Here is a 23,860-nt window from a genome sequence, read left to right on the forward strand (position 1 = left end):
TGAACCACTCTTTCTCCCTGACAAACAGTTGGCGATGGCGCCACTGACCTTTTGAGGCCCAATCGAAGCATGGCGATTGAGGCACCTTTCCCGTGGGCGCTGCTTATACTCTGGCGCCAATCATAAAGAATGAAAAATTGATCGGAGTCTCCATGACCCCTACTGAATACGCTCAACTTGCGTCTGAGGGTTATAACCGTATCCCCCTGGTAAGGCGCGTACTGGCGGATATTGAAACGCCACTGTCCACCTATTTGAAACTGGCCGGAGGCCGTTACAGCTATTTGCTGGAATCGGTCCAGGGCGGGGAGAAGTGGGGACGCTATTCCATTATTGGTTTACCTGCGCGGACTCTGCTCAGGGTTAAGGGCACTGACATCACTGTGGAAACTGATGGAGAGGTTGTAGAGAGCCACAGCGCCGCCGACCCTCTGGAGTTTGTTGAACGGTTTCAGCAGCGCTATCAGGTACCTGAATTAGCGGATCTACCACGTTTTAACGGCGGGCTGGTGGGTTATTTTGGGTATGACTGTGTGCGCTATATCGAACCGCGCCTGGCCGCCAGTACTCCGCCGGATACCCTGGGTAATCCTGATATCCTTTTGATGGTCAGCGATGAATTGGTAGTTTTTGACAATCTTGCCGGTGCGGTAATTCTGATTGTCCATGCAAATACCAATGAAGAAGCTGCCTACGAAAAAGCCCAGCAGCGCCTGAACCAATTGGTAGGCCAGTTAGCGCAACCGCTGCCGGATACTGTACCTCTCGATTTGCATGGGCGCGGCATTGATGAGAGTGAATTCCAATCCCACTTTGGCGAGAACAACTTTAAGCGCGCAGTAGACCGGGTTAAAGAGTACGTGCTTGCCGGTGATGTGATGCAGGTGGTGCCCTCCCAGCGCCTGTCTGCGCCTTTCGATGCGCCGCCACTCAATTTTTACCGTGCTTTACGCAGTTTGAACCCTTCGCCGTATATGTATTTCCTCGATCTGGGTGACCACCATGTGGTGGGTTCCAGCCCAGAAATTTTGGTGCATTTAGAAGAGGGGGAGATGACTGTGCGACCTCTGGCGGGAACCCGTCATCGGGGAGCCACTGAGGAGGAGGATCTTGCCCTGGAGGAAGAGCTGTTGGCAGATCCCAAAGAACTCGCTGAACATCTGATGCTGATTGACCTGGGGCGCAATGATATCGGCAGAGTGGCTGATACTGGCAGTGTCAAAGTCACCGACCAAATGTTTGTCGAGCGCTATTCCCACGTGATGCATATTACCTCCAATGTTGTCGGCCGGTTAAAGCCGGGCCTCACCGCAATGGATGCTCTGCGCGCGGCACTGCCGGCCGGTACCCTGTCGGGGGCCCCCAAGATTCGCGCTATGGAAATTATCGATGAGCTGGAGCCAGAAAAGCGTGGCATTTACGGTGGGGCGGTCGGCTACCTGGCTTGGAATGGCAATATGGATACCGCTATCGCCATTCGCACAGCAGTTATCAAGGATGGCCGACTATATGTGCAGGCGGGAGCTGGCCTGGTGGCCGACTCCGATCCGCAGTCAGAGTGGAATGAAACAATGAATAAGGCCCGAGCGCTTTTCCGCGCTGCCGGTATGGCGCTGGCCAAGAGTAGTGACCCTTTAAAGATCGAGCAAGATGAGCGAAGTTAGTATTTCTCAAAAGTTGACCCTGGCTGAACGCTGCGAGCGAGTTGTCGCAGCGCCGTTATTTAACCAGCTCATTATTGGCATGATTTTGCTCAACGCTGTTGCTGTTGGGCTGGAGACTTCCACCTGGGTGATGGAGCGTTTTGGTACGCTGCTCGGAACTATTAACCAGCTGATACTCGCTTCTTTTGTGATCGAAGCGGCAGTTAAGATCGCTTCCCATGGAACCCGGCCTTGGCGTTACTTTGCCAGTGGTTGGAACTGTTTCGACTTTACTATTATCGCTTTGAGCCTGATTCCCGCCACCGGGCCCCTGGCGACATTGGCGCGTTTGGTACGAGTGTTGAGGGTACTGCGCCTTGTATCTGCATTTCCAGAGCTTCGTACTTTGGTAGATACGTTATTGCGAAGCCTGCCAAGCATGATGCACATCGCTTTGTTGATGAGCATCATCTTTTATATCTATGGGGTGGCGGGTTATTTCCTGTTCCACGATATCGATCCTACTCATTGGCGCAGCCTGCCAATCGCCTTTTTAAGCTTGTTCCGGATTGTCACATTTGAGGACTGGACGGATATTATGTATACCGCGATGGATTCGATGCCTTGGGCCTGGCTTTACTTCGTCAGCTTTGTGGTCATGGGGGCGTTCGTAATGATTAACCTCTTTATCGGTGTAGTCTTGAATAACCTGGAAGAGGCCAAATTGCGACGAATGGATGAAATGTGTCTGCCTCCAAGCCAGACCGAAATCCTGCGCGAACTCCGCGCAACCCAGGCCTCTCTCGCACGCCTGCAAAAAAGAATGGAAGAATCCACTTATCAACCAGAGGCTAAGGGGGCCGCACAATGATTTTAATGATCGATAACTACGACTCCTTTACCTGGAATGTAGTGCAGTACCTGGAAGAGCTGGGTGCAAAAGTGATGGTAAAACGCAACGACGAAATTACCCTGGATGAAATCGAGGCAATGGCGCCAGAGAAAATTGTGATTTCGCCGGGTCCCTGTACCCCCAATGAGGCGGGTATTTCGCTCGATACCATTCGCCGTTTTGCCGGCAGTATCCCTATTTTGGGTATTTGTCTGGGGCACCAGAGTATTGGACAGGTCTTCGGTGGCAGGGTGGTTCGTGCCCGGCAGGTTATGCACGGCAAAACATCTCCTATAGTGCACAACAACTTGGGAGTGTTTCACGGCTTATCTAATCCATTTGAGGCGACCCGTTATCACTCACTGGTGGTGGAAAAAAGCAGCTTGCCGGAATGCCTTGAGATTACCGCCTGGACTGAAACAGAGGATGGTGAAATCGATGAGATTATGGGGGTGAAGCACCGGGAGTTAGCCGTGGAAGGTGTGCAGTTTCACCCGGAGTCGATTCTCACCATGCACGGTCACGATATGCTGAGAAACTTTATCGAGTCTTGAGAACCGGAAGCATCAGCGTGTGGCGGGCTGGGCCCCGCCGGAATCAATAACCTGAACGGGGCAAAGGGAGAAAAATGAATATTCAACAGGCCATTGCCAAACTGGTGGATGGCGAACACCTTACTCGTGAAGAAATGCGCGAAACTGTTGGCCAGATAATGCGCGGTGAAGCACTGGAACCACAAATAGGCGCTCTCCTTATTGCACTACGTATTCGCGGTGAGACAGTCGATGAAATTGTTGGCGCAGTGGAAACTATGCGTCAGCTGGCGGTAAAAGTTGATCTCACCCTGGAAAATACCGTTGATATTGTCGGCACCGGTGGTGATGGCGCCAATCTGTTTAATGTGTCCAGTGCGAGCAGTTTTGTCGCCGCTGCTGCGGGGGCTAAAGTTGCCAAGCACGGCAACCGTTCGGTGTCATCCAGCAGTGGTTCTGCGGACCTGCTTGAACATGCCGGCGTATTCCTGGAACTAAACCCCTCGCAGATGGCACGTTGCGTGGAAACTATCGGCATCGGCTTTATGTTTGCACCCAGCTTTCATAATGCCATGCGCCATGTTGGCCCTTCGCGAAAAGCACTGGGGTTGCGCACCATCTTTAACCTGTTAGGCCCGATGACTAATCCGGCAGGGGTAAAGCGCAAAGTAATAGGCGTTTACGAAAAACGCTACTGCCGACTATTGGCTGAAGTTTTACAGCAGCTTGGCTCAGAGCACGTACTGGTTTTACACAGTGACGATGGACTCGATGAAGCCAGTATTGCTGCGGATACCTTTGCTGTGGAATTAAAAGATGGTGCCTTGCGGGAATATACACTCAAGCCTGAGGACTTTGGCCTGCAGCGCCGGGATCTCTCCGGCCTCAGCGTTTCCGGTTCCGAGGAATCCCTGGCCTTGATTCGCGATGCACTGGGTAAACGCAGTACTGAGGCAGGGCAAAAAGCAGCAGATATTATTGCGCTTAATGCTGGCTTGGCGATTTATATTAGCGGCGTTGCGCACTCTGCCGAGCAGGGTGTGGCTATGGCGCAGGACGCTATCGACAGCGGCCTCGCCGGAGAAAAAATCAATGATCTTGCCGCGTTTACCAGTGCGTTTCGTCCGGAGGAAATTCAATCGTGAGCACCCCTACCATTTTAAAAACTATTGTCGAACGCAAATGGCAAGAGGTAGCTGAGCGCAAGGCTGAGTGCTCCACCGACGAAGTTCGCCTTCGCGCTCGGGATCAGGAGCCGGCGAGAGGTTTTGTCGATGCAGTGGATCGCAAGATTTCCACTGGCGAGGCCGCGGTTATTGCCGAAATTAAAAAAGCCTCTCCCAGTAAAGGCGTGATTCGCGAGGATTTCCTTCCTGCAGAAATTGCTACCAGCTATGAAAAAGGTGGCGCGGCTTGTCTGTCAGTACTAACCGATGTGGACTTTTTTCAGGGTGCAGATAATTACTTGCAGCAGGCCCGGGATGCCGTACGCCTACCGGTGCTGCGCAAGGACTTTACCGTTGACCCCTACCAGATCTATGAAGCTCGAGCGATTGGTGCCGACTGTATTTTGTTAATCGCAGCCTGCCTTGATGATCCTCAGATGCAGGACCTCAATGGGCTTGCTTTGGAATTGGGTCTGGATGTCTTGGTGGAAGTGCATAACCACAAGGAATTGGAGAGGGCCCTGGCATTACCTAACCGCTTAATCGGTATCAATAATCGCAATCTGCACACTTTCGATGTGCAGCTGGAAAATACCTTTAAGTTACTGGACTTGATCCCTGAAGACCGTCTTGTGGTCACGGAAAGCGGTATTCATACCACAGACGATGTTGCGGCTATGCGTGGTCATAACGTCAATGCTTTCCTGGTGGGAGAGGCCTTTATGCGGGAGGAGGAGCCGGGCAGGAAATTGATGGAAATGTTTAACTGACCGCTTACTCCAGTAGTAGAAATAAAAAAGGGCGATGTAAAAATCGCCCTTTTTTTATGCGGTGTATTTATTCGGTTACTAGCGGGTACCGTACACCACCATGGTTTTACCTTTAACGGAAACCAGGCCCTGTTCTTCCAGGGTTTTTAATACGCGGCCCACCATTTCCCGGGAGCAGCCGACGATACGGCCAATTTCCTGGCGGGTGATTTTTATTTGCATGCCCTCGGGGTGAGTCATTGCATCCGGCTCATTGCAGAGATCGAGCAGGGTGCGAGCGACACGCCCGGTGACATCCAGGAAGGCGAGATCGCCAACTTTGCGCGTGGTGTTGCGCAGGCGGCCTGCCATTTGGGTGGCCAGGGCAAAAAGAAACTCTGGGTGCTGGCGAGTGAGTTCCTGGAACTTGGTGTAGGAGATTTCTGCCACCTCACACTCGGTTTTGGTGCGGACCCAGGCACTGCGGGTGTCCTGATCGAACAGGCCCATCTCACCGAAAAAGTCTCCGTCGTTGAGGTAGGCAACGATCATTTCGCGGCCTTCATCGTCCTCAATCAGAACTGTAACGGAACCGCGCATAATGAAATAAAGGGATTCACAGCGGTCGCCAGCATAGATAATTGTGCTCTTGGCCGGGTAGCGACGCCGGTGGCAGTGGGCCAGAAAGTCTTCAATATTGCCGATAGTCATGGGGTCTTCGATAGCAACCGTCACGGATTTATTCCTCATTTTTTGTCTTGTGCTCTATCCCGGCTTTAGCAGCTGAGCACTATTGAATTATCGCGCGAAAACAAAATCCCCAACAGGGGCTGACCGCGGCAAAGTTCCGCAGTGTGACCTGTGACACTATGGCACTGGGTCGCTTGGACTTCATAAACCACGATGCGTTCATAGAAAAAGCATTTGATCATGCGTCATTCGGCTTTCGCGCGGAGGCGTACCAGACACTATACCGGAAACATACAGGTGCCGGGATAGACTTCGCCAATATGCTAAGCTTCGCCGCTGAAGTTTTAATGGGAGTGGAGTGATGCAGGGGAAAGTAACCTGGGTACATGATTTAACCTTCGTCGGTGAAGCCGGCAGTGGTAATTCGGTAGTGATGGAAGGCGGCCGCACAAATAATGGTGTGCGCCCGATGGAAATGATTTTGCTGGGCGTCGGTGGCTGCGCGGCTTACGATGTGGTGAGTATTTTACAGAAGGCGAGACAAGACATTATTTCCTGTCATTGTGAACTGGAAGGTGTGCGCCCGGATACAACCCCATCGCCGTTTGAGCGAATTGAAATGAAGTTTGTAGTGCGCGGTCGCGGATTGAAGGAATCCCATGTTGCCCGTGCAGTGGAACTCTCCGCAGAGAAATACTGCTCAGGCTCCATCATGTTGCGCAATGCGGGTGTCGAGATTGTGCACAGCTACAGCGTTGAAGAAGCTTGAAGGGAAATTAGCCGGGAAGGGAGGGAGGAAACTGGGCGTAACCTCCCTAAAATCCAAGTCGTTTTAATGAGTGAAGAGTAACGGTCAGATTTTATAACTGGCCGAGGTCATCACTTTGGATACCAGAGACATCACTCCTTTTACTGGAGCAGGGAAGCGGGCACCACCGGCGGCCAGTGCAGCGTGGGCGTGCTCGTCTTCGTCAATTAACATCTGTTCCACTACCGCACGGCTTCTCTTGTCGTCGGCGGGAAGCTTTTCGAGGTGGCTCTCAAGATGTTTACACACCTGGTCTTCCGTAGCGGCCACAAAACCGAGGCTGATTCGGTCGCTGATTTTCCCGGCGGCGGCGCCGAGCCCAAAGGACATGCCGTACCACAGTGGGTTGAGTAGGCTGGGGCGGCTGTCCAATTCCTTCAAGCGCTGTTCACACCAGGCCAGATGGTCGATCTCCTCATCGGCAGCGCGCTCCATTTCCCCCCGCACCTCGGGCAGCTTGGCGGTCAGGGCCTGGCCCTGGTAGAGCGCCTGGGCGCAGACTTCACCGCTATGGTTGACCCGCATAAGGCCAGCGGCGTGTTTGCGTTCGCTGTCGGTGAGGTCTGTCTCGGCTTCACCCTTCGCCGGGGATGCCCGGCCGTGGCAGGGTTCGCCGGGACTCAGGGTGCGCAGAGCCCGATCCGCTTGAATTAACAGGCGGTCGAGTCCGCTGAGGCTGCGTTTACTCATAGTATTCTGCTCCCTGTGGAAGGCGACCGCTGATGAGCGGCCGCCGATGCCAGCTGTTAGTCCTGCTGCTCTGCAGAAACCTTTTCTCTTTCGACAGCGCGGTAGCCGATATCTTTCCGGAAGAATACACCGTCCCAGTAGATAGCCCGAGCTGATTCATAGGCATTTTCCTGAGCTTCAGCGACGGTATCCCCCATTGCTGTGGCGCACAACACCCGGCCACCATTGGTGACTACGCGCTCACCATCCAGTGCGGTACCGGCGTGGAAGACCTTGGCGTTGTCACTGTCTGCTTTGTCCAGACCGCTGATGGCATCGCCTTTGCGGTAGCTGCCGGGATAGCCGTGCGCGGCAAGTACCACACCCAGGGCTGGGCGGGGATCCCACTCAGCAGTGACAGTGTCCAGCTTCTTGTCCAGAGCAGCCATGCACAGGTCGACCAGGTCTGATTTCAGGCGAATCATAATTGGCTGGGTTTCCGGATCGCCAAAGCGACAGTTGTACTCGATAACCTTCGGGGTGCCGTCGCTATCGATCATCAGGCCGGCGTAGAGGAAACCGGTGTAGGGTGTGCCCTCAGAGGCCAGGCCTTTAACGGTGGGCTCGATAACCTCTTGCATAATGCGCTGGTAAATGGTGTCGGTCACCACCGGTGCCGGGGAGTAGGCACCCATACCGCCCGTATTGGGGCCGGTATCACCATCGCCAACGCGCTTGTGATCCTGGCTGGTGGCCATCGGCAGGATGTTTTCACCATCCACCATCACGATAAAGCTCGCTTCCTCACCCTGGAGGAACTCCTCGATAACCACGCGGCAGCCGGCTTCACCAAAGGCGTTTCCAGACAGCATATCGCGTACAGCGAGCTCAGCCTGCTCTTCGGTTTCGGCAACGATTACACCCTTGCCCGCAGCCAAGCCGTCGGCTTTAACCACGATGGGCGCGCCGCGCTCGCGAATGTAGGCAACCGCCGGCTCCACTTCGGTGAAATTGCGGTAGGCGGCGGTGGGGATTTTGTGGCGCTCGAGAAAGTCCTTGGTAAAGGCTTTGGAGCCCTCCAGTTGGGAGGCGCCTTTGCTGGGGCCAAAAATGGCGAGGCCACGGGCATTAAAGAAATCGACAACACCCTCTACCAGCGGTGCTTCCGGGCCGACAATAGTTAGTTCTACGCCGTTTTCTTCGGCGAAATCTGCCAGGGCGGCGAAGTTATCCACACCGATTGCGATATTTTCTAGCTTGGGTTCGCGGGCAGTACCGGCGTTGCCCGGGGCAACATAGACGGTGCCGACATCTGGGTTTTGCGCTGCTTTCCACGCCAGGGCGTGCTCGCGGCCACCTGATCCGATAACCAATACGTTCATTCTTAAATCCCCCTAAGTCGACCGATCCGGTCCGTTGCACAGGTTATAGGTGTGCTAGTTTAACGTGGAATTGATCCTCGGGCCTGAGTCTCGCCCCTGGATTCCAATGATTTGTGCGGGCTGGGAAGTATCGATACTTTCCAGCCCGTTGATCATAGCCCGCAGCAGTAAGCATTTGCGGGCACACAATCTTAGTGGCGGAAGTGGCGCATACCGGTAAATACCATGGCCATATTGTGCTCGTCCGCTGCGGCGATCACTTCTTCATCGCGCATGGAACCGCCGGGCTGGATGACTGCCTGGATTCCCACAGCGGCAGCATTATCGATGCCGTCGCGGAAGGGGAAGAAGGCATCGGAAGCCATAACAGACCCTGCAACGGCGAGGCCGGCGTGCTCGGCCTTGATCGCGGCGATGCGTGCGGAGTTTACGCGGCTCATCTGGCCTGCGCCTACGCCTACAGTGCGACCGTCTTTGCCGTATACGATGGCATTGGATTTTACGAACTTGGCCACTTTCCAGGTAAACAGCAGATCGCGGATTTCTTCTTCAGTGGGTTGGCGCTTGGAGACTACTTTCAGGTCGGAAGCAGTGATCAGGCCGTCGTCGCGGTCCTGAACCAGCAGGCCGCCATTAACGCGCTTGTAGTCCAGTGCCGGGGTGCGCTCGCTGCTCCACTGGCCGCATACCAGCAGGCGCAGGTTCTTCTTCTCGGCGACGGCCTGCTTGGCCTCTTCGGAGACTGACGGTGCGATGATGACTTCAACAAACTGTCGCTCGACGATAGCGCGGGCAGTGGCGCCATCGAGTTCCCGGTTGAAAGCGATGATACCGCCAAAGGCGGATTCGCTGTCGGTAGCGAAAGCCAGGTCGTAGGCCTTGTGAATATCTTCAGCAATTGCCACACCACAGGGGTTGGCGTGTTTAACGATCACGCAAGCGGGTTGCTCGAAGGACTTGACGCACTCCAGTGCGGCATCGGTATCGGCGATATTGTTGTAGGACAGCTCTTTGCCCTGCAGTTGGGTGGCAGTGGAAATACTGGCCTCAGCCGGGTTGGCTTCGGTATAGAAAGCGGATTTCTGGTGCGGGTTCTCACCGTAGCGCAGGTCCAGTTTCTTGATAAATTGGCTGTTGTAGGTGCGCGGGAACAGCTGCTTTTCTTCGCCTTTAATGGCACCCAGGTAATTGGCGATAGCGCCGTCATAGCCCGCCGTGTGCTCGAAGGCTTTTACCGCCAGGTCAAAGCGGCTGGCGTGGCTCAAGGCGCCATCGTTAGCTTTCATTTCCCCGATGATGTTGCCGTAATCGCTGGCATTGACCACGATAGTGACATCTTTGTGGTTCTTGGCGGCAGCGCGAACCATGGTGGGGCCGCCGATATCGATATTCTCGATAGCATCTTCGAGAGAACAGTCGGGCTTGGCAACGGTTTGAGCGAAGGGGTAGAGGTTAACCACCACCATATCGATCGGGGTGATACCGTGCTCGCTCATGATGGCATCATCGGTACCACGGCGTCCCAGAATACCGCCGTGTACTTTCGGGTGCAGAGTTTTGACACGGCCGTCCATCATTTCGGGGAAGCCGGTGTAGTCGGAAACTTCTACCACGGGAATACCCGCTTCCTTGAGCTGGCGGTGGGTTCCGCCGGTGGAAAGAATCTCAACCCCCATTGCGGAGAGCTGTTGAGCGAACTCTACAATGCCACTCTTGTCAGAGACACTAATTAGAGCGCGGCGGATGGAAACCTTGTCTGTCATTGCACTTGATCCAACTGGTTTTCGAAAAGGATATTTAAAGGGTTTTAGCGGTTGTCCACTGTGGCAACAAAAATGCTGCCGGGAAAATAGCGAAGGGGGATGAGTTACCTCATCCCCCTTCAAAATTTCGCTCGGTGGGAAGCTTACAGCAGGCCGTAGCGCTTCAGCTTCTTGCGCAGGGTGCCACGGTTGAGACCCAGTAATTGCGCGGCGCGGGTCTGGTTGTGGCGGGTGTATTTCATCACCACTTCGAGCATGGGCGCTTCGATCTCCGACAGCACCATGTCGTAGACATCGGTTACCATCTGGCCATCCAGGTGGCGGAAGTAGTTCTCCATTGCGTGCTCGACGGCATCGCGCAGGGACTGCTGCTGTGGCTGTGCCAGTTGAGTCTGTCCCCTGGAGGATACTTCTTCATTGCCAGTATCCGGAATCAATACTTCGTTATTCATGCCGCTTGTGCCCCTCTCGTTATTCGGCGTTCAAACCACTCGTGAACGCTGGCATGTTGTACTTCTGCACTCTCTATTTGGAAAAAGGTCTTACGGAAGGACTCGCTATCCGCGAGCGTCTTCAAGTACCAGCCCACATGTTTGCGAGCGATACGGACCCCCATCACCTCACCGTAGAATCGGTGTAGTTCGCCCAAATGGGCGAGCAAAATATTCCTGACTTCATCCAATGTCGGTTCGGCTAGCCGCTCACCAGTGGCGAGATAGTGGGCTATTTCCCGAAAAATCCATGGTCTTCCCTGTGCTGCACGGCCAATCATGACCGCCGATGCGCCAGTGTAATCGAGCACCTCTCGGGCTCTCTCAGCACTGCAGATGTCGCCATTGGCAAAAACCGGGATTTTTACCCTGGATACAATTTCGGCAATGGTATCGAATTCAGCCTGTCCGTGGTAGCCACAGGCGCGAGTGCGACCGTGAACCGCCAGTGCAGCGATCCCGGAATCCTCGGCCATTTTGGCTACAGTGACGCCATTGCGGGAATCCGGGCACCAGCCGGTGCGGATTTTCAGCGTCACCGGGACGGAAACAGACTGGACCACGGCTTGAAGAATATCCGCTACCAGCTTTTCATCCCGCAGCAGGGCGGAGCCTGCTGCTTTCTTACACACCTTTTTTGCCGGGCAGCCCATATTAATATCGATGATTTGCGCGCCGCGACGAGCATTCTCCCGAGCGGCTTCCGCCATCATCTCAGGATCACCGCCGGCGATCTGCACCGATATGGGCGCCGCTTCGCCACCGTGATCCAGGCGCAAGCGGGACTTGCGGCTGTTCCACAGGCGAGTGTCCGAGGTCACCATCTCCGAAACCACCAATCCGGCGCCGAGTTCTCGGCACAGCTGGCGGAAGGGGCGGTCGGTGACACCGGCCATGGGCGCCAGAATTACCGGGTTGTCGATAATATAGGGGCCAATGGCAGTAGACACGGTAGCTCCAATTGGGCTGTAGGAAGGGCAATCTGTGCCCCGGCAAAACAGCCGCCTATGATAGCGGCTGGCCCGTTAATGGCAAAGCGAAAAAGCGGGCAATTTGATCGATCACTGTTCATTTAGCCTGCCGAATGCGCAGGTTTGGTTGTTTATGGCGCCAAATCCCCTTTGCTAAAAACTTAGCCGGGGAGCTTGTGTGTGCTCAGTGAGTGATGTTCAGCTCGTAGTTTACCGCTTCTGCACCGGGGTCAACCACCTCAATTGCGATATGAATGGGGCTGTCCTGGGGCATTAGTTTGCGTCCGGCCAACTCCCCCTGCAGGTACTCGTCCGGGGTAAACCGGCGACTGGCCACAGCCTTGTCCTTCAGGTCGCTGAAGTTCAGCAACAGGTTGGGGAAGGGTTGCGCGTAGGGGGCGGTATTTAGCAGCACTGCATCCACTACCAGGGCACCCTCCAGCTGCGGGTGGGTTCGCACCATCAAATTTGAGGCCTGGATCGCCCGGGTATCTTTCAGCTGGGGCAAGGTACAGCCGAATAACGGGCAGGTAACGGCATAGACGTCGCGCCAGGGCTGCTTGCGACTTAGGCTATCGAATTGGAAATAAGCGACCTGAACAGCGATGCCGAGGATCGATAGGGGAATCAATGCGCGCCACAGCCAGGGAGAGGCGGTGCGTTTCTTTTTCGGGACCCCCCAAGACATCTCCAGTGGCGCAGGTTGGATGGCTGAGATCAACTGCTCCCGCTGAGGTTCTTCAGTATTGGTAGATTCGCCGCCGAAGTAAGGCTCCCGGCGGGTTTCATCAGTGGGGCGAGGTGAATTTACCGGCTCGGTAGATGGTGTTGATTCGCCACTGTCCCAGGATCGGTTCTCAACGGAGGGACCTGAAGCTTCAAATTCCGATACTTCAGGTTGGGTGCTGTACCCTTGCAAAGAGTTCGAATCAGAATCCGGAATCTCCTCCAAGTCCGGTTTGAGGATCTGATCCAGATCCTCTTCCTGTTCCAGCTCCTCCTCGGTGTGGGATGCTTCCAGCTCCTGCCACTCGTGATCCCCAAAGGCATCACCAATTAATTCCTGCGCTGCTGCACTGTATTCCTTCGGTTCCGATGTAGATTCGCTTTCAGGTGCACTCTTTCGACCGGTAGTTTGATTTACTGCAGGTGGAGGTGGCGAAGTGGCGGGTTCGTCCTCGTCGAGCTCGATATCGTCGTGAATCAGGAAGTCATCATCTTCCAGCAATGCTTCTAAATCATTGCGGCTTTCGCTATCACTTTCAGAGAAAACGATATTTTCATCTGCGCGAAACACCTGCAGGCAAGACCCACAGCGAACGGCGCCACGGGCAGCGCGCAGTTGCTGGTCATTAATATGAAATGATGTGCTGCAATGGGGACAGCGGGTTACCAGTTGAGACATTCGACTAGAGCGCAGTTTATTTAGCAGCCAAGTTTATCAGCCTGAAGGGGTCCCGCGTAGTGTTCGGGAGCGCATTTAGCGCACCCGTTCGCCAGTCAATCTGACCCACCCCTCGTGTTCGCCATCAGAATCGAACTCAATCCATTCGCTGTAGGCGTTTTTCACCTGCTCTGCCTGGGAGCTGAGGATGCCGGACAAGCAGATTTTCCCGCCCAATTGAGTGAGTTGTATCAGTTGCGGGGCTAGCTCTACCAGGGGACCGGCGAGAATATTGGCCAACATAACATCGACGGCTTCGCTCGGCATTTGCTCTGGCAGGTAGACCGGGAAGCGCTCCGGGTCTATGCCGTTGCGCTGGGCGTTGTCACGACTGGCGATTAATGCTTGGGGATCGATATCGGTGCCGAGAACCCGCCCCGCTCCCAGTAGCAGTGCGCTAATACCCAGAATGCCCGAGCCGCAACCGAAGTCGATAGCACTCTTACCTTCGAGGCCCTGCTGTGCCAGCCACTGCAGGCATAGGAAGGTAGTCGGGTGCGTGCCGGTGCCGAAGGCGAGGCCGGGATCGAGCAGCAGGTTGACGGCGTCCGGTTGTGGTGGCTCGCACCAGCTGGGACAGATCCACAGATTGGGACCGCACTGGATGGGCTTATAGTGAGCCATCCACTCCCGCTCCCAGTCCTTGTCTTCAAGTTGTTCCCAGCGGGCATTGGGTAGTATTTCGCACAGGAAGGAGGCCGCTTTTGCTTCGGTAACCGAGGTGTCGACTTCCGCATCGAACAACCCGGTAACCCGTGTTTGTTCCCAAAGAGGCACCTCCCCGAGCCCAGGTTCAAGGATCGGTTGGTCGGCGTTGTCTTGCAGGGTGACAGATACGGCACCGGCAAAAAGCAGTGCGTCTTCGATTTTTTCCGCGTGATCACGATCAGTGTCCACGCGGAGTTGTAGCCAGGGCATAATTAATCCGGAATTGTTGTAGCGATGTTACGGCGTTGTTGCGGCCGGGCCGCACTCAAATAACGACGGTTGCCACGCCATCCTTGGCAACGTTCAGTGCCGTTAAGTTTGCCGCAATTCTCGCTAACTTTGCCCCGGCTGGCGAGCGCTTAAAGACCTAACTTCTTCTCCAGGTAGTGGATATTGACCCCACCCTTGGCGAAGTTTTCATCTCGTACCAACTCTTCCTGCAGGGGAATATTGGTTTTGATACCGTCTACCACCAGTTCCGACAGGGCCACCCGCATACGTGCTAATGCGGTTTCACGATCTTCCGCATGGGTGATCAGCTTGGCGATCATGGAATCGTAATTGGGTGGCACCGAGTACCCAGAGTAGAGGTGGGAATCCACTCGTACACCCAGGCCGCCGGGCATATGGAAGTTGTTCACCTTGCCGGGGCTGGGGAAGAAGGTCTGTGGATCTTCGGCATTGATACGGCATTCAAAGGAGTGGCCTTTGATAACGATATCTTCCTGTTTCAGGGATAGCTTCTCACCGGCACAAACCCGAATCTGCTCTTTGATCAAGTCAACGCCGGTTACCATTTCGGTAACGGGGTGCTCCACCTGGATACGGGTGTTCATTTCGATAAAGTAGAAGCGCTCATTTTCATACAGGAATTCAAAAGTACCCGCGCCGCGATAGCCGATATCGATACAGGCTTGTACACAGGACTCATGTACCTGCCTGCGCACCTCGTCGGGAATGCCTGGAGCTGGGGCTTCTTCCAAAACTTTTTGATGGCGGCGCTGCAGGGAGCAGTCACGATCGCCCAGATGGATGGCGTTGCCCTGGCCATCGGCCATTACCTGGATCTCCACATGGCGGGGATTCTGCAGGAATTTTTCCATGTAAACAGTGCCGTCGCCGAAGGCCGCTTGGGCTTCAGACTTGGTCACGGCAATCGCGTTTACCAGCTCCTCTTCCTTTTCCACCACGCGCATGCCGCGTCCACCGCCACCGGCGGCAGCTTTAATAATGACCGGATAACCGATGCTGCGGCCGATCTCCATGCAGCGCTCGCTGTTATCGGGCAGCGGGCCGTCGGAGCCGGGTACGGTGGGAACGCCGGCCTTTTTCATGGCAGCAATGGCAGACACCTTGTCACCCATCAAGCGGATAACATCCGGGTCTGGGCCGATAAAGGTAAAGCCGCTCTTCTGCACCTGTTCGGCGAAGTCGGCGTTTTCTGCGAGAAAGCCATAGCCCGGGTGCACAGCTACTGCGTCGGTGATCTCCATAGCGGCGATCAGGGCCGGCACGTTCAGATAGCTCTGTGGGGATGGATTGGGGCCGATACATACAGATTCGTCGGCCAGGCGTACGTGCTTGAGATTGCGGTCTACCAGGGAGTGCACCGCCACAGTAGCGATGCCCATCTCTTTACAGGCGCGCAAAATCCGCAAGGCAATTTCGCCACGATTGGCGATAAGGATTTTGTCGAACATAGTGACTTACCCCACTCAGACGATGGTCACGAGGGGCTGGTCAAATTCTACCGGCTGGCCGTCTTCCAGCAGGATGGATTCGATGGTACCGGCCTTGTCAGCTTCGATCTGGTTCATCATTTTCATGGCTTCGACGATACAGACAACGTCACCGACCTTGACCTGCTGCCCCACTTTCACAAAGGGCTCGGCGCCGGGGCTGGGGGCAGCGTAATAGGTGCCTACCATCGGGGATTTCACCGCGTGTCCGCTGATAGCCGGTTTGGACTCTTTTTCAGCTGGGGCAGCAGGAGCGCTGGGAACCGGAGCAGCGGGTGCGGCAACCGGTGCGGGAGGCGCGCTGTAAATCGGTGCAACAGGCTGGGTTGCGCCACTGACTCCGCGGCTGATGCGCACGGACTCTTCGCCTTCTTTGATTTCCAGCTCGCCGATATCCGATTCTTCGAGCAGCTCAATCAATTTTTTAATTTTGCGGATATCCATAGTTATTTACTCGTAGTTTGATTCATTGTTGTGCAGGTGCTGCATCCAGTTGGTGGATGGCTGCCTGTAGAGCCAGGGTGTAGCTGTTGGCGCCAAAGCCACAGATTACGCCGCAGGCCAGGTCTGAAAGATAGGAATGGTGTCGGAAGGCTTCCCTGGCGTGGGGATTGGACAGGTGAAGCTCAATAAAGGGGATGGCAACGGCTGCCAGGGCATCGCGCAAGGCGACACTGGTATGGGTGAACGCAGCGGGATTGATAACGATAAATTCGACTCCGCTGGTTGCCGCCAGATGAATTCGCTCCAGCAGGGCTGATTCGCTATTGCTCTGAAGGACTTCCAGTTCGTGTCCGGCGGCACCGCACTGGCGCTCGGCGGCTTCATTGATATCCGCCAGGGTGGTACTCCCGTAAATATGCGGTTCACGACTGCCTAAGAGATTTAGGTTGGGGCCGTGGAGGAGAAGAAGTTTAGCCATAATTCGCCCTGAAGAAAGTTGCCGAAAACCCATATAAAGTGAGTTAAAATTGGCTATCTTGCGGGCAAACCCGAATTTTCGGCCTAGTTGCCCGAACTAATTGACCGAGTCTGCCGCAAAAGTGACTCCCTGTCCATGCCAGACTCGGAGTTTATCGAAGTTAGCAGCAGTTCGGCGATATTGGGCAAAAAATTAGTTCAAAATATCCGGGCTGTGGCCTTTTTACCTTGGGTTGTTGGCTACAAAGGCGCCAAAAGCTTTACCGCGTGACCCCAGTGCTCAAGGGGGAGTCCACAGCGTTCTCCAATTCCTGCAGTAAATCATCCTGGGACAGTATTTGCGGCAATATTTTTGCCTCCCCTCCATCGGCGGGATAGAGAAGGTATAGAGGAACACTGGTACGACCGTATTTGGCCAATAATTCGCTGATCTTCGGGTCCTGGTTTGTCCAGTCGCCTTTTAGTGCGACCACATTGAGCCGCTCCAGCGCATCACTGATCTCGGTACTTGAAAGTACAGCTTTCTCATTCATCAGGCAGGTTATGCACCAGGCCGCAGTCATATTGGCCAGAACTGCACGCCCTTCACTGCGTGCAGTTTCCAGTCTCTCCGCCGAATAGGGCTCCCAGTAGTTGCTACTGGTCAGCTGCTCGGCCTGGTTGACGGTTTTGAGCTGCGGAAGCAGCAAAACCGCCAGGGCCAGGGATACCAGGGCCATAGAACCCCGCAGCCAGTGCCATTGGGGGCGGGGCCAAAGCCACAGGGCAAATGCAATGGCCACTGCTCCGGCCAATACCAGGGCAACCCCATCACCTCCGGCCTGCCGGCCCAGAACCCACAGCAGCCATACCGCTGTGAGATACATGGGGAATGCCAGAAGTTGTTTCAGGCGATCCATCCAGGGGCCGGGTTTGGGCAGTTTATCCGCCAGAGCGGGAATGTAGGTCAATAACAGGAAGGGGGCTGCCATACCGGCGCCAAGGGCGGCAAAAACACTCAGTGCTATTAGCGGGGGCTGTGTAACAGCAAATCCCAATGCGGAGCCCATCAATGGCGCGGTACAGGGACTGGCTACCAGGGTTGCCAGTGCGCCGGATGCTACAGAGCCCGATAATCCTTGGCGTCTGTCCAGGTTGCCTCCAATACCCATCAGGCTGCTGCCAAGTTCGGTCATTCCGGACAGGCTCAATCCCATGATAAAGAAAAGATAGGCAAGTGCTGCAACGAGCCAGGGGGACTGAAGCTGGAAGCCCCAGCCGACCGCTTCGCCGCCTGCACGAAGAGCGAGCATCACGGCAGCGATTGCCACAAAGCTTAAAATCACACCCAAGGTATAGGCCCAGCCGTGGTGGTGCCTTTGGCTCGCATTTTGTGCGGCCTGGCTCACCGCCAGTAATTTAATCGACAGTACCGGGAAGACACAGGGCATCAGGTTCAGGATCAGGCCACCGGCAAATGCGAGTAAAAGCGCCAGCGATAAGGTGACATTGCTACTGCCAGCAGCACCGTTAGCACCCGCCGGCGGAGTGGATGATCCTGTGATTAAGGCACTGTCCTGAGGTTCAATGTCCCGACTGGCAAAGTCCACGCTGTAATAGCGGGTCTGGGGGGGGTAGCAAAGCCCGGCATCCGCACAGCCTTGATAGTGGAGTTCCAGTTGGGTGGAGCCACTGGTGCCCGGCATATCCAGGGCAAATTCCAGCTGGCCCCGGTAGACTTCGGTCTCCTTCTCGAAATAGTCATCCCAAATGACCTCACCAGCTGGCAGGTTTAAGGGAATTTGGGTTTTCTCGCCATTGTCGATCCTGTAAAGCGCCAGCTTTTCCCGATATAGATAGTACTCAGGGGCAATCTGAAAGAGTGCGCTGAGGCCATTGGCATCGAAGAGCAAATCCTGTTGGTAAGCTTCATCGACTGGCAGGAAAGTGTTTTCCTGGGCACTGCTCAGCGAGGCAAAAGGGTTATCAGAGTTCTGTGCTGAGGCTCCAATACTGGCCACCGCCAGCAGGAATGTCAGCAGAACGAGGAAATTTTTTCGGAAACTTTTGGTCATCACAGCCATAGATGAAAAAATTCATTATAGTCGGGCGCATAGTTCAGACTGCTGCACCAGACGGGGGTTCAGTCGCCGCAGCAGTATAGCGACGCCAGTGGTACAAAAAAACAACAATAGGGGATTGTTTTGCCGTCATTTGAACGCCTTCACAGCCTTGGGGTTTTACTGATACTGACATTTTGCCTGGGGGCCTGCTCATCCAATAAGCCGGCGCCCAAAACGGTTGTCCCTCCACCCGCCCCTAAAAAGACACCATCCCAGGACCAGATTCGACGCAACAATGTTTCGTTTTTCTTGAATCGCGCGGAACAGGCGCTGCGCAAAGGGCATCTAACCCAGCCTGCCGGCGCCAGCGCTTACGACTACTACCTGCGCGTATTGCAACTGCAACCGGATAACAGTAAGGCTGAAACCGGCATTCAAACGATCGTGGTCACTTATGTTGAACGGGCCCGGGACGCCCTGAGGCGAAGGGATTTTGGGGAGGTGAATACCTTGTTGAAGCGGGCAGAGATGTTGGCTCCGGCCAATCCGCTGGTCGCAGAAGTGCGTACACAGTTGGTTCGCGAGCGGGGCCGGGCCCAGCTCGATTTGCCACAAGGAGAGGTTATCGGTCTGCCAGCAGATGAGCTGACGGCAAGGTCTGCCGGATTGGTGGAGCAGTTACAGCGTGTAGCCGAGCGAATTCGCAGTGAGCAACTGCGCGTCATCATTGTAGCGCGCAGCGATCCAGAGGGCCGCTGGGTTTACCAGCAGTTGCGCGAGGCCGTGCCCGGGTATCGGGTGCGAGGAGATATCAAAGTCGGCAATCCGGCGCGATTGATTCTGATAAAGTCCAGCGGAGGGGCATTATGAAAAAAGTATTGGCATTTGCCTTTTTAATCGCAGTACTCGTTCTGTCGAAAGAGGCCTATTCCATTGGGATTATGGCGGAGGGATATGCCCGGGAAACACCGCCGGGGCCCTCAATGAGCGCCGCGTTTGTATCACTGCGCAATACAGGGGATTCGAGTCAGGTACTCACCGGTGTGGAGTTGCCCGGTGCTGAAGATGCTTCGGCAGACCTGCATACCACCGTTTCTGAGAATGGAATAAATCGAATGCGCCCGCTGGATCAGGTGACAATTGCCGCCGGGGCTAGTGTAGAAATGGCGCCGGGTGGACTGCATTTAATGATTAAAGGTCTGCGTCTGCAGGCGGGAGAGCAGTTGTCGTTGAGGCTGCTGTTTGCCGATGGCAGCAGTGTAGATATTCTGGTGCCAATTGTTCGAATAAGAGATGAGGGTGAACATCACCATCATCACGGCTGAATTGGCAGTTTTTATCGAAGTTAGGGGGAATTAAATATGAAAAAGTTAATGGCTTTTGCCGGAGCACTTTTGCTCAGTGCTTGCGCCCATAGTCCGCTGCAAATTTGGCTGCAGCCCCAGGTTCAAGTGGCCCATGAACCTGTAGGTGAAGGGTTTAGTATGAGCGTGGCTGGGGTCAATGAACTGCCCAGCGGCGGCCTGGGGTCGCTAGGTGGTGTCTATGCCGATACTGCTCAGGTGAGTATTGGCAATGATGCCGGAGAGGCTATTGCAGCGGGGCTGCGCCAGGGTTTCTCAAACTGGTCGTTCCGAATTACCGATAGCGCTCCAGACGTTCAGGTGATCGCAAAACTGGTAAAACTTACTTACAACAGTCCGAATACGGTTTATACCACTGAGATTGATACCTCTGCTGAAATTCACTTGGAAGTAAAAATCGGTCCTCGTACTTATTTCGGTACTTACAGTGCTTCCGGCAAAGACCGCAACCTGGTTAAGCCCAGCCGTGAAGAAGTCCAGAGCCGAGTGAATGAACTGCTCAGCACAACCCTGCAGCGAGTATTTGAAGACGAGAAATTAAAAAATTTCTTGCGCACCAATCTATGAATGTGCAACTTATACATTTGTAGAAAAAACTCGGCTGGGAGGCTGGATAATTGAATAAAATCGGCGATCTTGGGCGATGATGTCGGTAACCCTTTTCGGTTATGTACCGCCGCAAGGTACCTCCCCGTTAAAGCAGGAGGTTTGCGCTTTGCTCTGTTGTAATTTGAGTGAGTTTTCGCGTGACGCTGTTTAATCCGGAGTCCGCAAATTATCTCGGACCTCTCGCCCAGTTGGAAGATGGGCTGCGTCCCTGTGAGCAGATTAGTTTACAGGCGGCGGAGGCCGCTCTCGGCGAAATTGCCGATGGTGTAATCGTCACCGATGCTTCCGGCACAGTCGTTTACACTAACCCCCTGGTCAACGAAATGACTGGGGACCTGGTTGGGCTACTGCCCGGTCAGCCACTCAGTGAAGGGTTGCGTCTGTGTAATAGCCAGGGCGATGCGATAGAACCGATACTTCCCCCATCCAGTGATCTGAGTGAAGTGCCCAGAACCAGGGAGTTTAATGCATATATCGCGCGTTCTGGGGAGGAGCATGTTCAACTTGAGGTGACTGTGCAGGTAATGGCCCTGTGGGATATGGGCCTGTTAAAAAATTACGTCCTGGTGCTGCGGGACACTTCTGCTGCCCGCCGGGTTTCCACTCGCCTTATGTGGCAGAGCAGCCACGATGCCCTGACCCGACTGCCCAACCGGCAATTCTTTGAGAGTGAGCTGCAAAGCCAGCTCAGCCTCTGCGTCGATAAGCGTCAGCACCATGTATTGCTCTACCTGGATGTTTATCAATTCAAAGTCATCAATGACACTTTGGGCTTTGTTGCCGGGGACCAGTTGTTGGTTCAGCTGGTGGAGTTAATCAAGCGTTGCCTGTCCAGCGATGACCTTTTTGCCCGGGTCGGCAGTGATGAATTTGCGATACTGCTGCGCGACTGCACCCTGGAGGAGGGTGGTCGAGTGGTGGCACGGCTGCGGGACTCTGTGCAGAATTTCAGTTTTCACTGGGAGGGAAATGACAGCCGTGTCGCGGTGTCCATCGGTGTTGTAGGTGTCGATCATTTTACTTCCAGTGCCAGCCAGTTACTGGCATCGGCCAACGATGCCTGTTGTAGTGCTCGAGAGCAGGGCAGAAATCGAGTTAAGCTTTTTGGTGACTCCCGCAAGGTGCTGGAGAAGCGTCGAGAGACTACCTGGGTGGCAGAAATTCACGCGGCCCTGCGAGAAGACCGCCTGATGTTGTACCGACAGCCAGTGGTTTCGCTAAAGGGGGACCGAAGTGTCCACCACTATGAAATCCTTGTGCGAATGCGTGGCCGGGACGGTGGAGTGATTTCACCGGGGCTATTTTTGCCAGCCGCAGAACGCTACGGTTTGATCGAAGAAGTGGACCGCTGGGTGATTCGTCGCGTTTTTGACTATATGGCCCAGGAGCAGCGCTTGGGTATGGGCGGAATTAATTATGCGGTCAATATTTCCGGTATTAGCTTAGGGGATGAGACCTTTGCTGATTTTGTGCTGCAGTCTTTGTCCGATGCGGGTGTAACGCCTTCGCGGGTTCAATTTGAAATTACTGAAACCAGTGCCATCAATAACCTAGAGCGGGCACTGATTTTTATCCACAAGTTGAGAGCTGCCGGTTGCAGCTTTGCCCTGGATGACTTTGGTCGCGGTGTCTCTTCCCTGGCGTATCTGCGCCAGTTGCCGGTAGATTTCCTTAAGATCGATGGAAGCTTTGTGCGCAATATGCTTGAAGATGAAATTGATAGCGCTATGGTGAGTACTATTGATCACTTGGCCAAAAGAATGGGCATCAGTACTATTGCCGAGTATGTAGAGAGTCCGGAACTGATGGATAGGCTGAGCCAGATGGGGGTGGATTATGCCCAGGGGTTCGGCATTGCGGCAGCGACGGGGTTGCCGGAACTGGATACTTACCCGGGCATCACGCATCATTCCAGAGGCTCTCAATCATAGAGCCCCTGGAAATCATGCATTCAGATGCAACGGCTGCTAGATAATTGTTACTAAACGACCGGTGCAAGTAATTCGGAGTGCTGCTCTGCCTTGAGCCGCGGTCCGTATTGGCTCACCACCTGGGCGGCAGCGCGACAGGCAAGTTCACCGGCTTCAGTAAAGGTCATCTCGCGGTTGATACCGTAGAGGAAGGCCCCGGCAAACATATCACCCGCACCATTGGTGTCGATGGCGTGGACTTCGGGGCTTTCAACTCGATGTATCTCGCTGCCATCCCAGAGCAGGGCGCCGTCGGCTCCCAGAGTGATGGCAAAGCTGCGGCAGTAATCGCGCAGGGCCTCGACAGCATCTTCTATACAGTCGGTACCGGTAAAGCCTAAAGCTTCGTCTTTATTGCAGAACAGCATATCCACACCGCCGCCGATCATCTCCCGCAGCCCTTCGCCGAAGAACTGGACCATGGCCGGGTCTGACAGGCTGAGTGCGGTTTTAACCCCGTGGGTTTCGGCTTCTTCGCGAAGCTTGATCGCTGCGGCACGGCCGGTTTCAGAGGAGACCAGATAGCCCTCGATATAGGCCCACTTGGAGCTGGACAGCGCATCGCTATCCAGCTCCGCGACCGACAGTCGCTCACTCATCCCCAGGTAAGTATTCATGCTGCGTTCGGCATCTGGGGTGATTAGCACCAGGCATTTGCCGGTGGTGCCCTGGTCGGCCTGCTTCAGCGTTTCTGGGTAGTCCACCCCGGCGCTGTTGAGGTTATTCCTGTAGAAGTCGCCATTTTCGTCAGCGGCGACCTTGCAAGAATAAAAGGTACGGAGCCCGAAATAGCTGGCAGCGATCACTGTATTGGCGCCAGAGCCGCCGCAGGCCAATGTGGCTGTGACCAGATGGTTTTGAAGGTCGTCTACCAGCTGTTGCTGGCGGGCGTCATCCACCAGGGTCATGATTCCCTTTTCCACGCCAAGGGTGCTTAAATCCTGGTCCGACACTTCGATTTCGGTATCGAGTAGGGCGGCACCTATGCCATAGAGATCGTATTGCTGCATATCATTCCTATTCGGGCTTATTGTCTACATTTCCGCCGCATTATGGACGTGATTTTGGCAAGTGCAAGGCGCGAGGCAGGGCTGGCGACAGTAAATAAAGACTTAGTCGCTTGTTACATCTTGGTGAACTAATAGGCGGTTGCTGCGGTCAATCCACGCACAGGTGTAAATAGCGCCTTCACGTGAACCATCAGGTGATAGATACTGCCAGACCTGGAATTTGGCCTGCTATTTGGGTGGGTCGTCAGTGTTGAAAGGCGCTGACAGCAAGTTATCAGCGGAGCTGCCACCTGCTG

Annotated in this window: 23 protein-coding genes; 10 read left to right on the forward strand and 13 right to left on the reverse strand. The window is 54.7% G+C overall.

Features of this window, described 5'->3' with window-relative positions:
* Positions 1 to 152 precede the first annotated feature (152 nt).
* From trpE to trpC, 5 genes are all read left to right on the forward strand, one after another.
* A complete protein-coding gene (gene trpE, locus BTJ40_RS02330; RefSeq protein ID WP_108735140.1) occupies positions 153 to 1,664 on the forward strand; it encodes an anthranilate synthase component I in 1,512 nt (503 codons plus the stop codon).
* On the forward strand, positions 1,651 to 2,514 hold the full coding sequence (locus BTJ40_RS02335; RefSeq protein WP_108731604.1) for an ion transporter: 864 nt from the start codon (positions 1,651 to 1,653) through the stop codon (positions 2,512 to 2,514). Before trpE ends, BTJ40_RS02335 begins: the two co-directional genes overlap by 14 nt.
* The gene (locus BTJ40_RS02340; RefSeq protein WP_108731605.1) at positions 2,511 to 3,089 is read left to right on the forward strand and encodes an aminodeoxychorismate/anthranilate synthase component II; all 579 of its coding nucleotides are present in this window, start codon (positions 2,511 to 2,513) and stop codon (positions 3,087 to 3,089) included. Before BTJ40_RS02335 ends, BTJ40_RS02340 begins: the two co-directional genes overlap by 4 nt.
* Positions 3,090 to 3,163: 74 nt before the next feature.
* Positions 3,164 to 4,213 carry an anthranilate phosphoribosyltransferase gene (trpD, locus tag BTJ40_RS02345; RefSeq protein ID WP_108731606.1) on the forward strand — a complete coding sequence of 350 codons (1,050 nt, stop codon included), beginning with the start codon at positions 3,164 to 3,166 and terminating at the stop codon, positions 4,211 to 4,213.
* Positions 4,207 to 5,004, forward strand: a complete 798-nt coding sequence (trpC, locus tag BTJ40_RS02350) for an indole-3-glycerol phosphate synthase TrpC (protein ID WP_202862893.1) — start codon at positions 4,207 to 4,209, stop codon at positions 5,002 to 5,004. Before trpD ends, trpC begins: the two co-directional genes overlap by 7 nt.
* Positions 5,005 to 5,082: 78 nt before the next feature.
* Here trpC and crp read toward each other — a convergent pair whose 3' ends face one another.
* Positions 5,083 to 5,733, reverse strand: a complete 651-nt coding sequence (gene crp, locus BTJ40_RS02355; protein WP_051089460.1) for a cAMP-activated global transcriptional regulator CRP — start codon at positions 5,731 to 5,733, stop codon at positions 5,083 to 5,085.
* 301 nt (positions 5,734 to 6,034) lie between these two features.
* On the opposite strand from crp, the gene BTJ40_RS02365 reads away from it, so the two are divergent.
* Positions 6,035 to 6,442 (forward strand): OsmC family protein, encoded by a 408-nt coding sequence (locus BTJ40_RS02365; protein WP_108731609.1) that lies wholly within the window; start codon positions 6,035 to 6,037, stop codon positions 6,440 to 6,442.
* A gap of 84 nt (positions 6,443 to 6,526) precedes the next feature.
* Here the strand turns inward: BTJ40_RS02365 and coq7 are convergent, their stop codons facing one another.
* From coq7 to BTJ40_RS02420, 11 genes are all read right to left on the reverse strand, one after another.
* Entirely contained in the window at positions 6,527 to 7,171 is a 645-nt protein-coding gene (coq7, locus tag BTJ40_RS02370; protein WP_108731610.1) for a 2-polyprenyl-3-methyl-6-methoxy-1,4-benzoquinone monooxygenase, read from the reverse strand.
* A 56-nt stretch (positions 7,172 to 7,227) separates the two neighbouring features.
* Positions 7,228 to 8,532, reverse strand: coding sequence for a phosphoribosylamine--glycine ligase (gene purD, locus BTJ40_RS02375; protein WP_108731611.1), 1,305 nt, complete (start codon positions 8,530 to 8,532; stop codon positions 7,228 to 7,230).
* A gap of 191 nt (positions 8,533 to 8,723) precedes the next feature.
* Positions 8,724 to 10,295 (reverse strand): bifunctional phosphoribosylaminoimidazolecarboxamide formyltransferase/IMP cyclohydrolase, encoded by a 1,572-nt coding sequence (gene purH, locus BTJ40_RS02380; RefSeq protein WP_108731612.1) that lies wholly within the window; start codon positions 10,293 to 10,295, stop codon positions 8,724 to 8,726.
* A 143-nt stretch (positions 10,296 to 10,438) separates the two neighbouring features.
* A complete protein-coding gene (gene fis / locus BTJ40_RS02385) occupies positions 10,439 to 10,747 on the reverse strand; it encodes a DNA-binding transcriptional regulator Fis (protein ID WP_020411495.1) in 309 nt (102 codons plus the stop codon).
* On the reverse strand, positions 10,744 to 11,736 hold the full coding sequence (gene dusB, locus BTJ40_RS02390) for a tRNA dihydrouridine synthase DusB (protein ID WP_108731613.1): 993 nt from the start codon (positions 11,734 to 11,736) through the stop codon (positions 10,744 to 10,746). Before dusB ends, fis begins: the two co-directional genes overlap by 4 nt.
* Before the next feature lie 205 nt (positions 11,737 to 11,941).
* Complete coding sequence (locus tag BTJ40_RS02395; RefSeq protein ID WP_108731614.1) at positions 11,942 to 13,162, reverse strand: DUF3426 domain-containing protein; 1,221 nt, start codon at positions 13,160 to 13,162, stop codon at positions 11,942 to 11,944.
* Between the two features lie 75 nt (positions 13,163 to 13,237).
* On the reverse strand, positions 13,238 to 14,119 hold the full coding sequence (gene prmA, locus BTJ40_RS02400) for a 50S ribosomal protein L11 methyltransferase (protein WP_108731615.1): 882 nt from the start codon (positions 14,117 to 14,119) through the stop codon (positions 13,238 to 13,240).
* A gap of 149 nt (positions 14,120 to 14,268) precedes the next feature.
* A complete protein-coding gene (gene accC / locus BTJ40_RS02405) occupies positions 14,269 to 15,609 on the reverse strand; it encodes an acetyl-CoA carboxylase biotin carboxylase subunit (RefSeq protein WP_108731616.1) in 1,341 nt (446 codons plus the stop codon).
* Between the two features lie 15 nt (positions 15,610 to 15,624).
* The gene (gene accB / locus BTJ40_RS02410; RefSeq protein WP_108731617.1) at positions 15,625 to 16,092 is read right to left on the reverse strand and encodes an acetyl-CoA carboxylase biotin carboxyl carrier protein; all 468 of its coding nucleotides are present in this window, start codon (positions 16,090 to 16,092) and stop codon (positions 15,625 to 15,627) included.
* A 22-nt stretch (positions 16,093 to 16,114) separates the two neighbouring features.
* Complete coding sequence (aroQ, locus tag BTJ40_RS02415; protein WP_108731618.1) at positions 16,115 to 16,570, reverse strand: type II 3-dehydroquinate dehydratase; 456 nt, start codon at positions 16,568 to 16,570, stop codon at positions 16,115 to 16,117.
* A gap of 259 nt (positions 16,571 to 16,829) precedes the next feature.
* Positions 16,830 to 18,632, reverse strand: coding sequence for a protein-disulfide reductase DsbD (locus BTJ40_RS02420; RefSeq protein WP_108731619.1), 1,803 nt, complete (start codon positions 18,630 to 18,632; stop codon positions 16,830 to 16,832).
* A gap of 120 nt (positions 18,633 to 18,752) precedes the next feature.
* Between BTJ40_RS02420 and BTJ40_RS02425 the strand changes: the two genes are divergently transcribed.
* From BTJ40_RS02425 to BTJ40_RS02440, 4 genes are all read left to right on the forward strand, one after another.
* Positions 18,753 to 19,481 (forward strand): N-acetylglucosaminyltransferase, encoded by a 729-nt coding sequence (locus BTJ40_RS02425; RefSeq protein ID WP_108731620.1) that lies wholly within the window; start codon positions 18,753 to 18,755, stop codon positions 19,479 to 19,481.
* Complete coding sequence (locus tag BTJ40_RS02430) at positions 19,478 to 19,936, forward strand: copper chaperone PCu(A)C (RefSeq protein ID WP_108731621.1); 459 nt, start codon at positions 19,478 to 19,480, stop codon at positions 19,934 to 19,936. Before BTJ40_RS02425 ends, BTJ40_RS02430 begins: the two co-directional genes overlap by 4 nt.
* Positions 19,937 to 19,972: 36 nt before the next feature.
* On the forward strand, positions 19,973 to 20,542 hold the full coding sequence (locus tag BTJ40_RS02435) for a YajG family lipoprotein (protein ID WP_108731622.1): 570 nt from the start codon (positions 19,973 to 19,975) through the stop codon (positions 20,540 to 20,542).
* A 179-nt stretch (positions 20,543 to 20,721) separates the two neighbouring features.
* A complete protein-coding gene (locus BTJ40_RS02440) occupies positions 20,722 to 22,515 on the forward strand; it encodes an EAL domain-containing protein (RefSeq protein WP_108735141.1) in 1,794 nt (597 codons plus the stop codon).
* Positions 22,516 to 22,565: 50 nt separating this feature from the next.
* On the opposite strand, the gene BTJ40_RS02445 is transcribed toward BTJ40_RS02440, so the two are convergent.
* A complete protein-coding gene (locus BTJ40_RS02445) occupies positions 22,566 to 23,564 on the reverse strand; it encodes an adenosine kinase (protein WP_108731623.1) in 999 nt (332 codons plus the stop codon).
* Positions 23,565 to 23,860: the final 296 nt, after the last annotated feature.

Source organism: Microbulbifer sp. A4B17 (assembly GCF_003076275.1).
In the GTDB taxonomy this organism is placed as follows: Bacteria; Pseudomonadota; Gammaproteobacteria; order Pseudomonadales; family Cellvibrionaceae; genus Microbulbifer.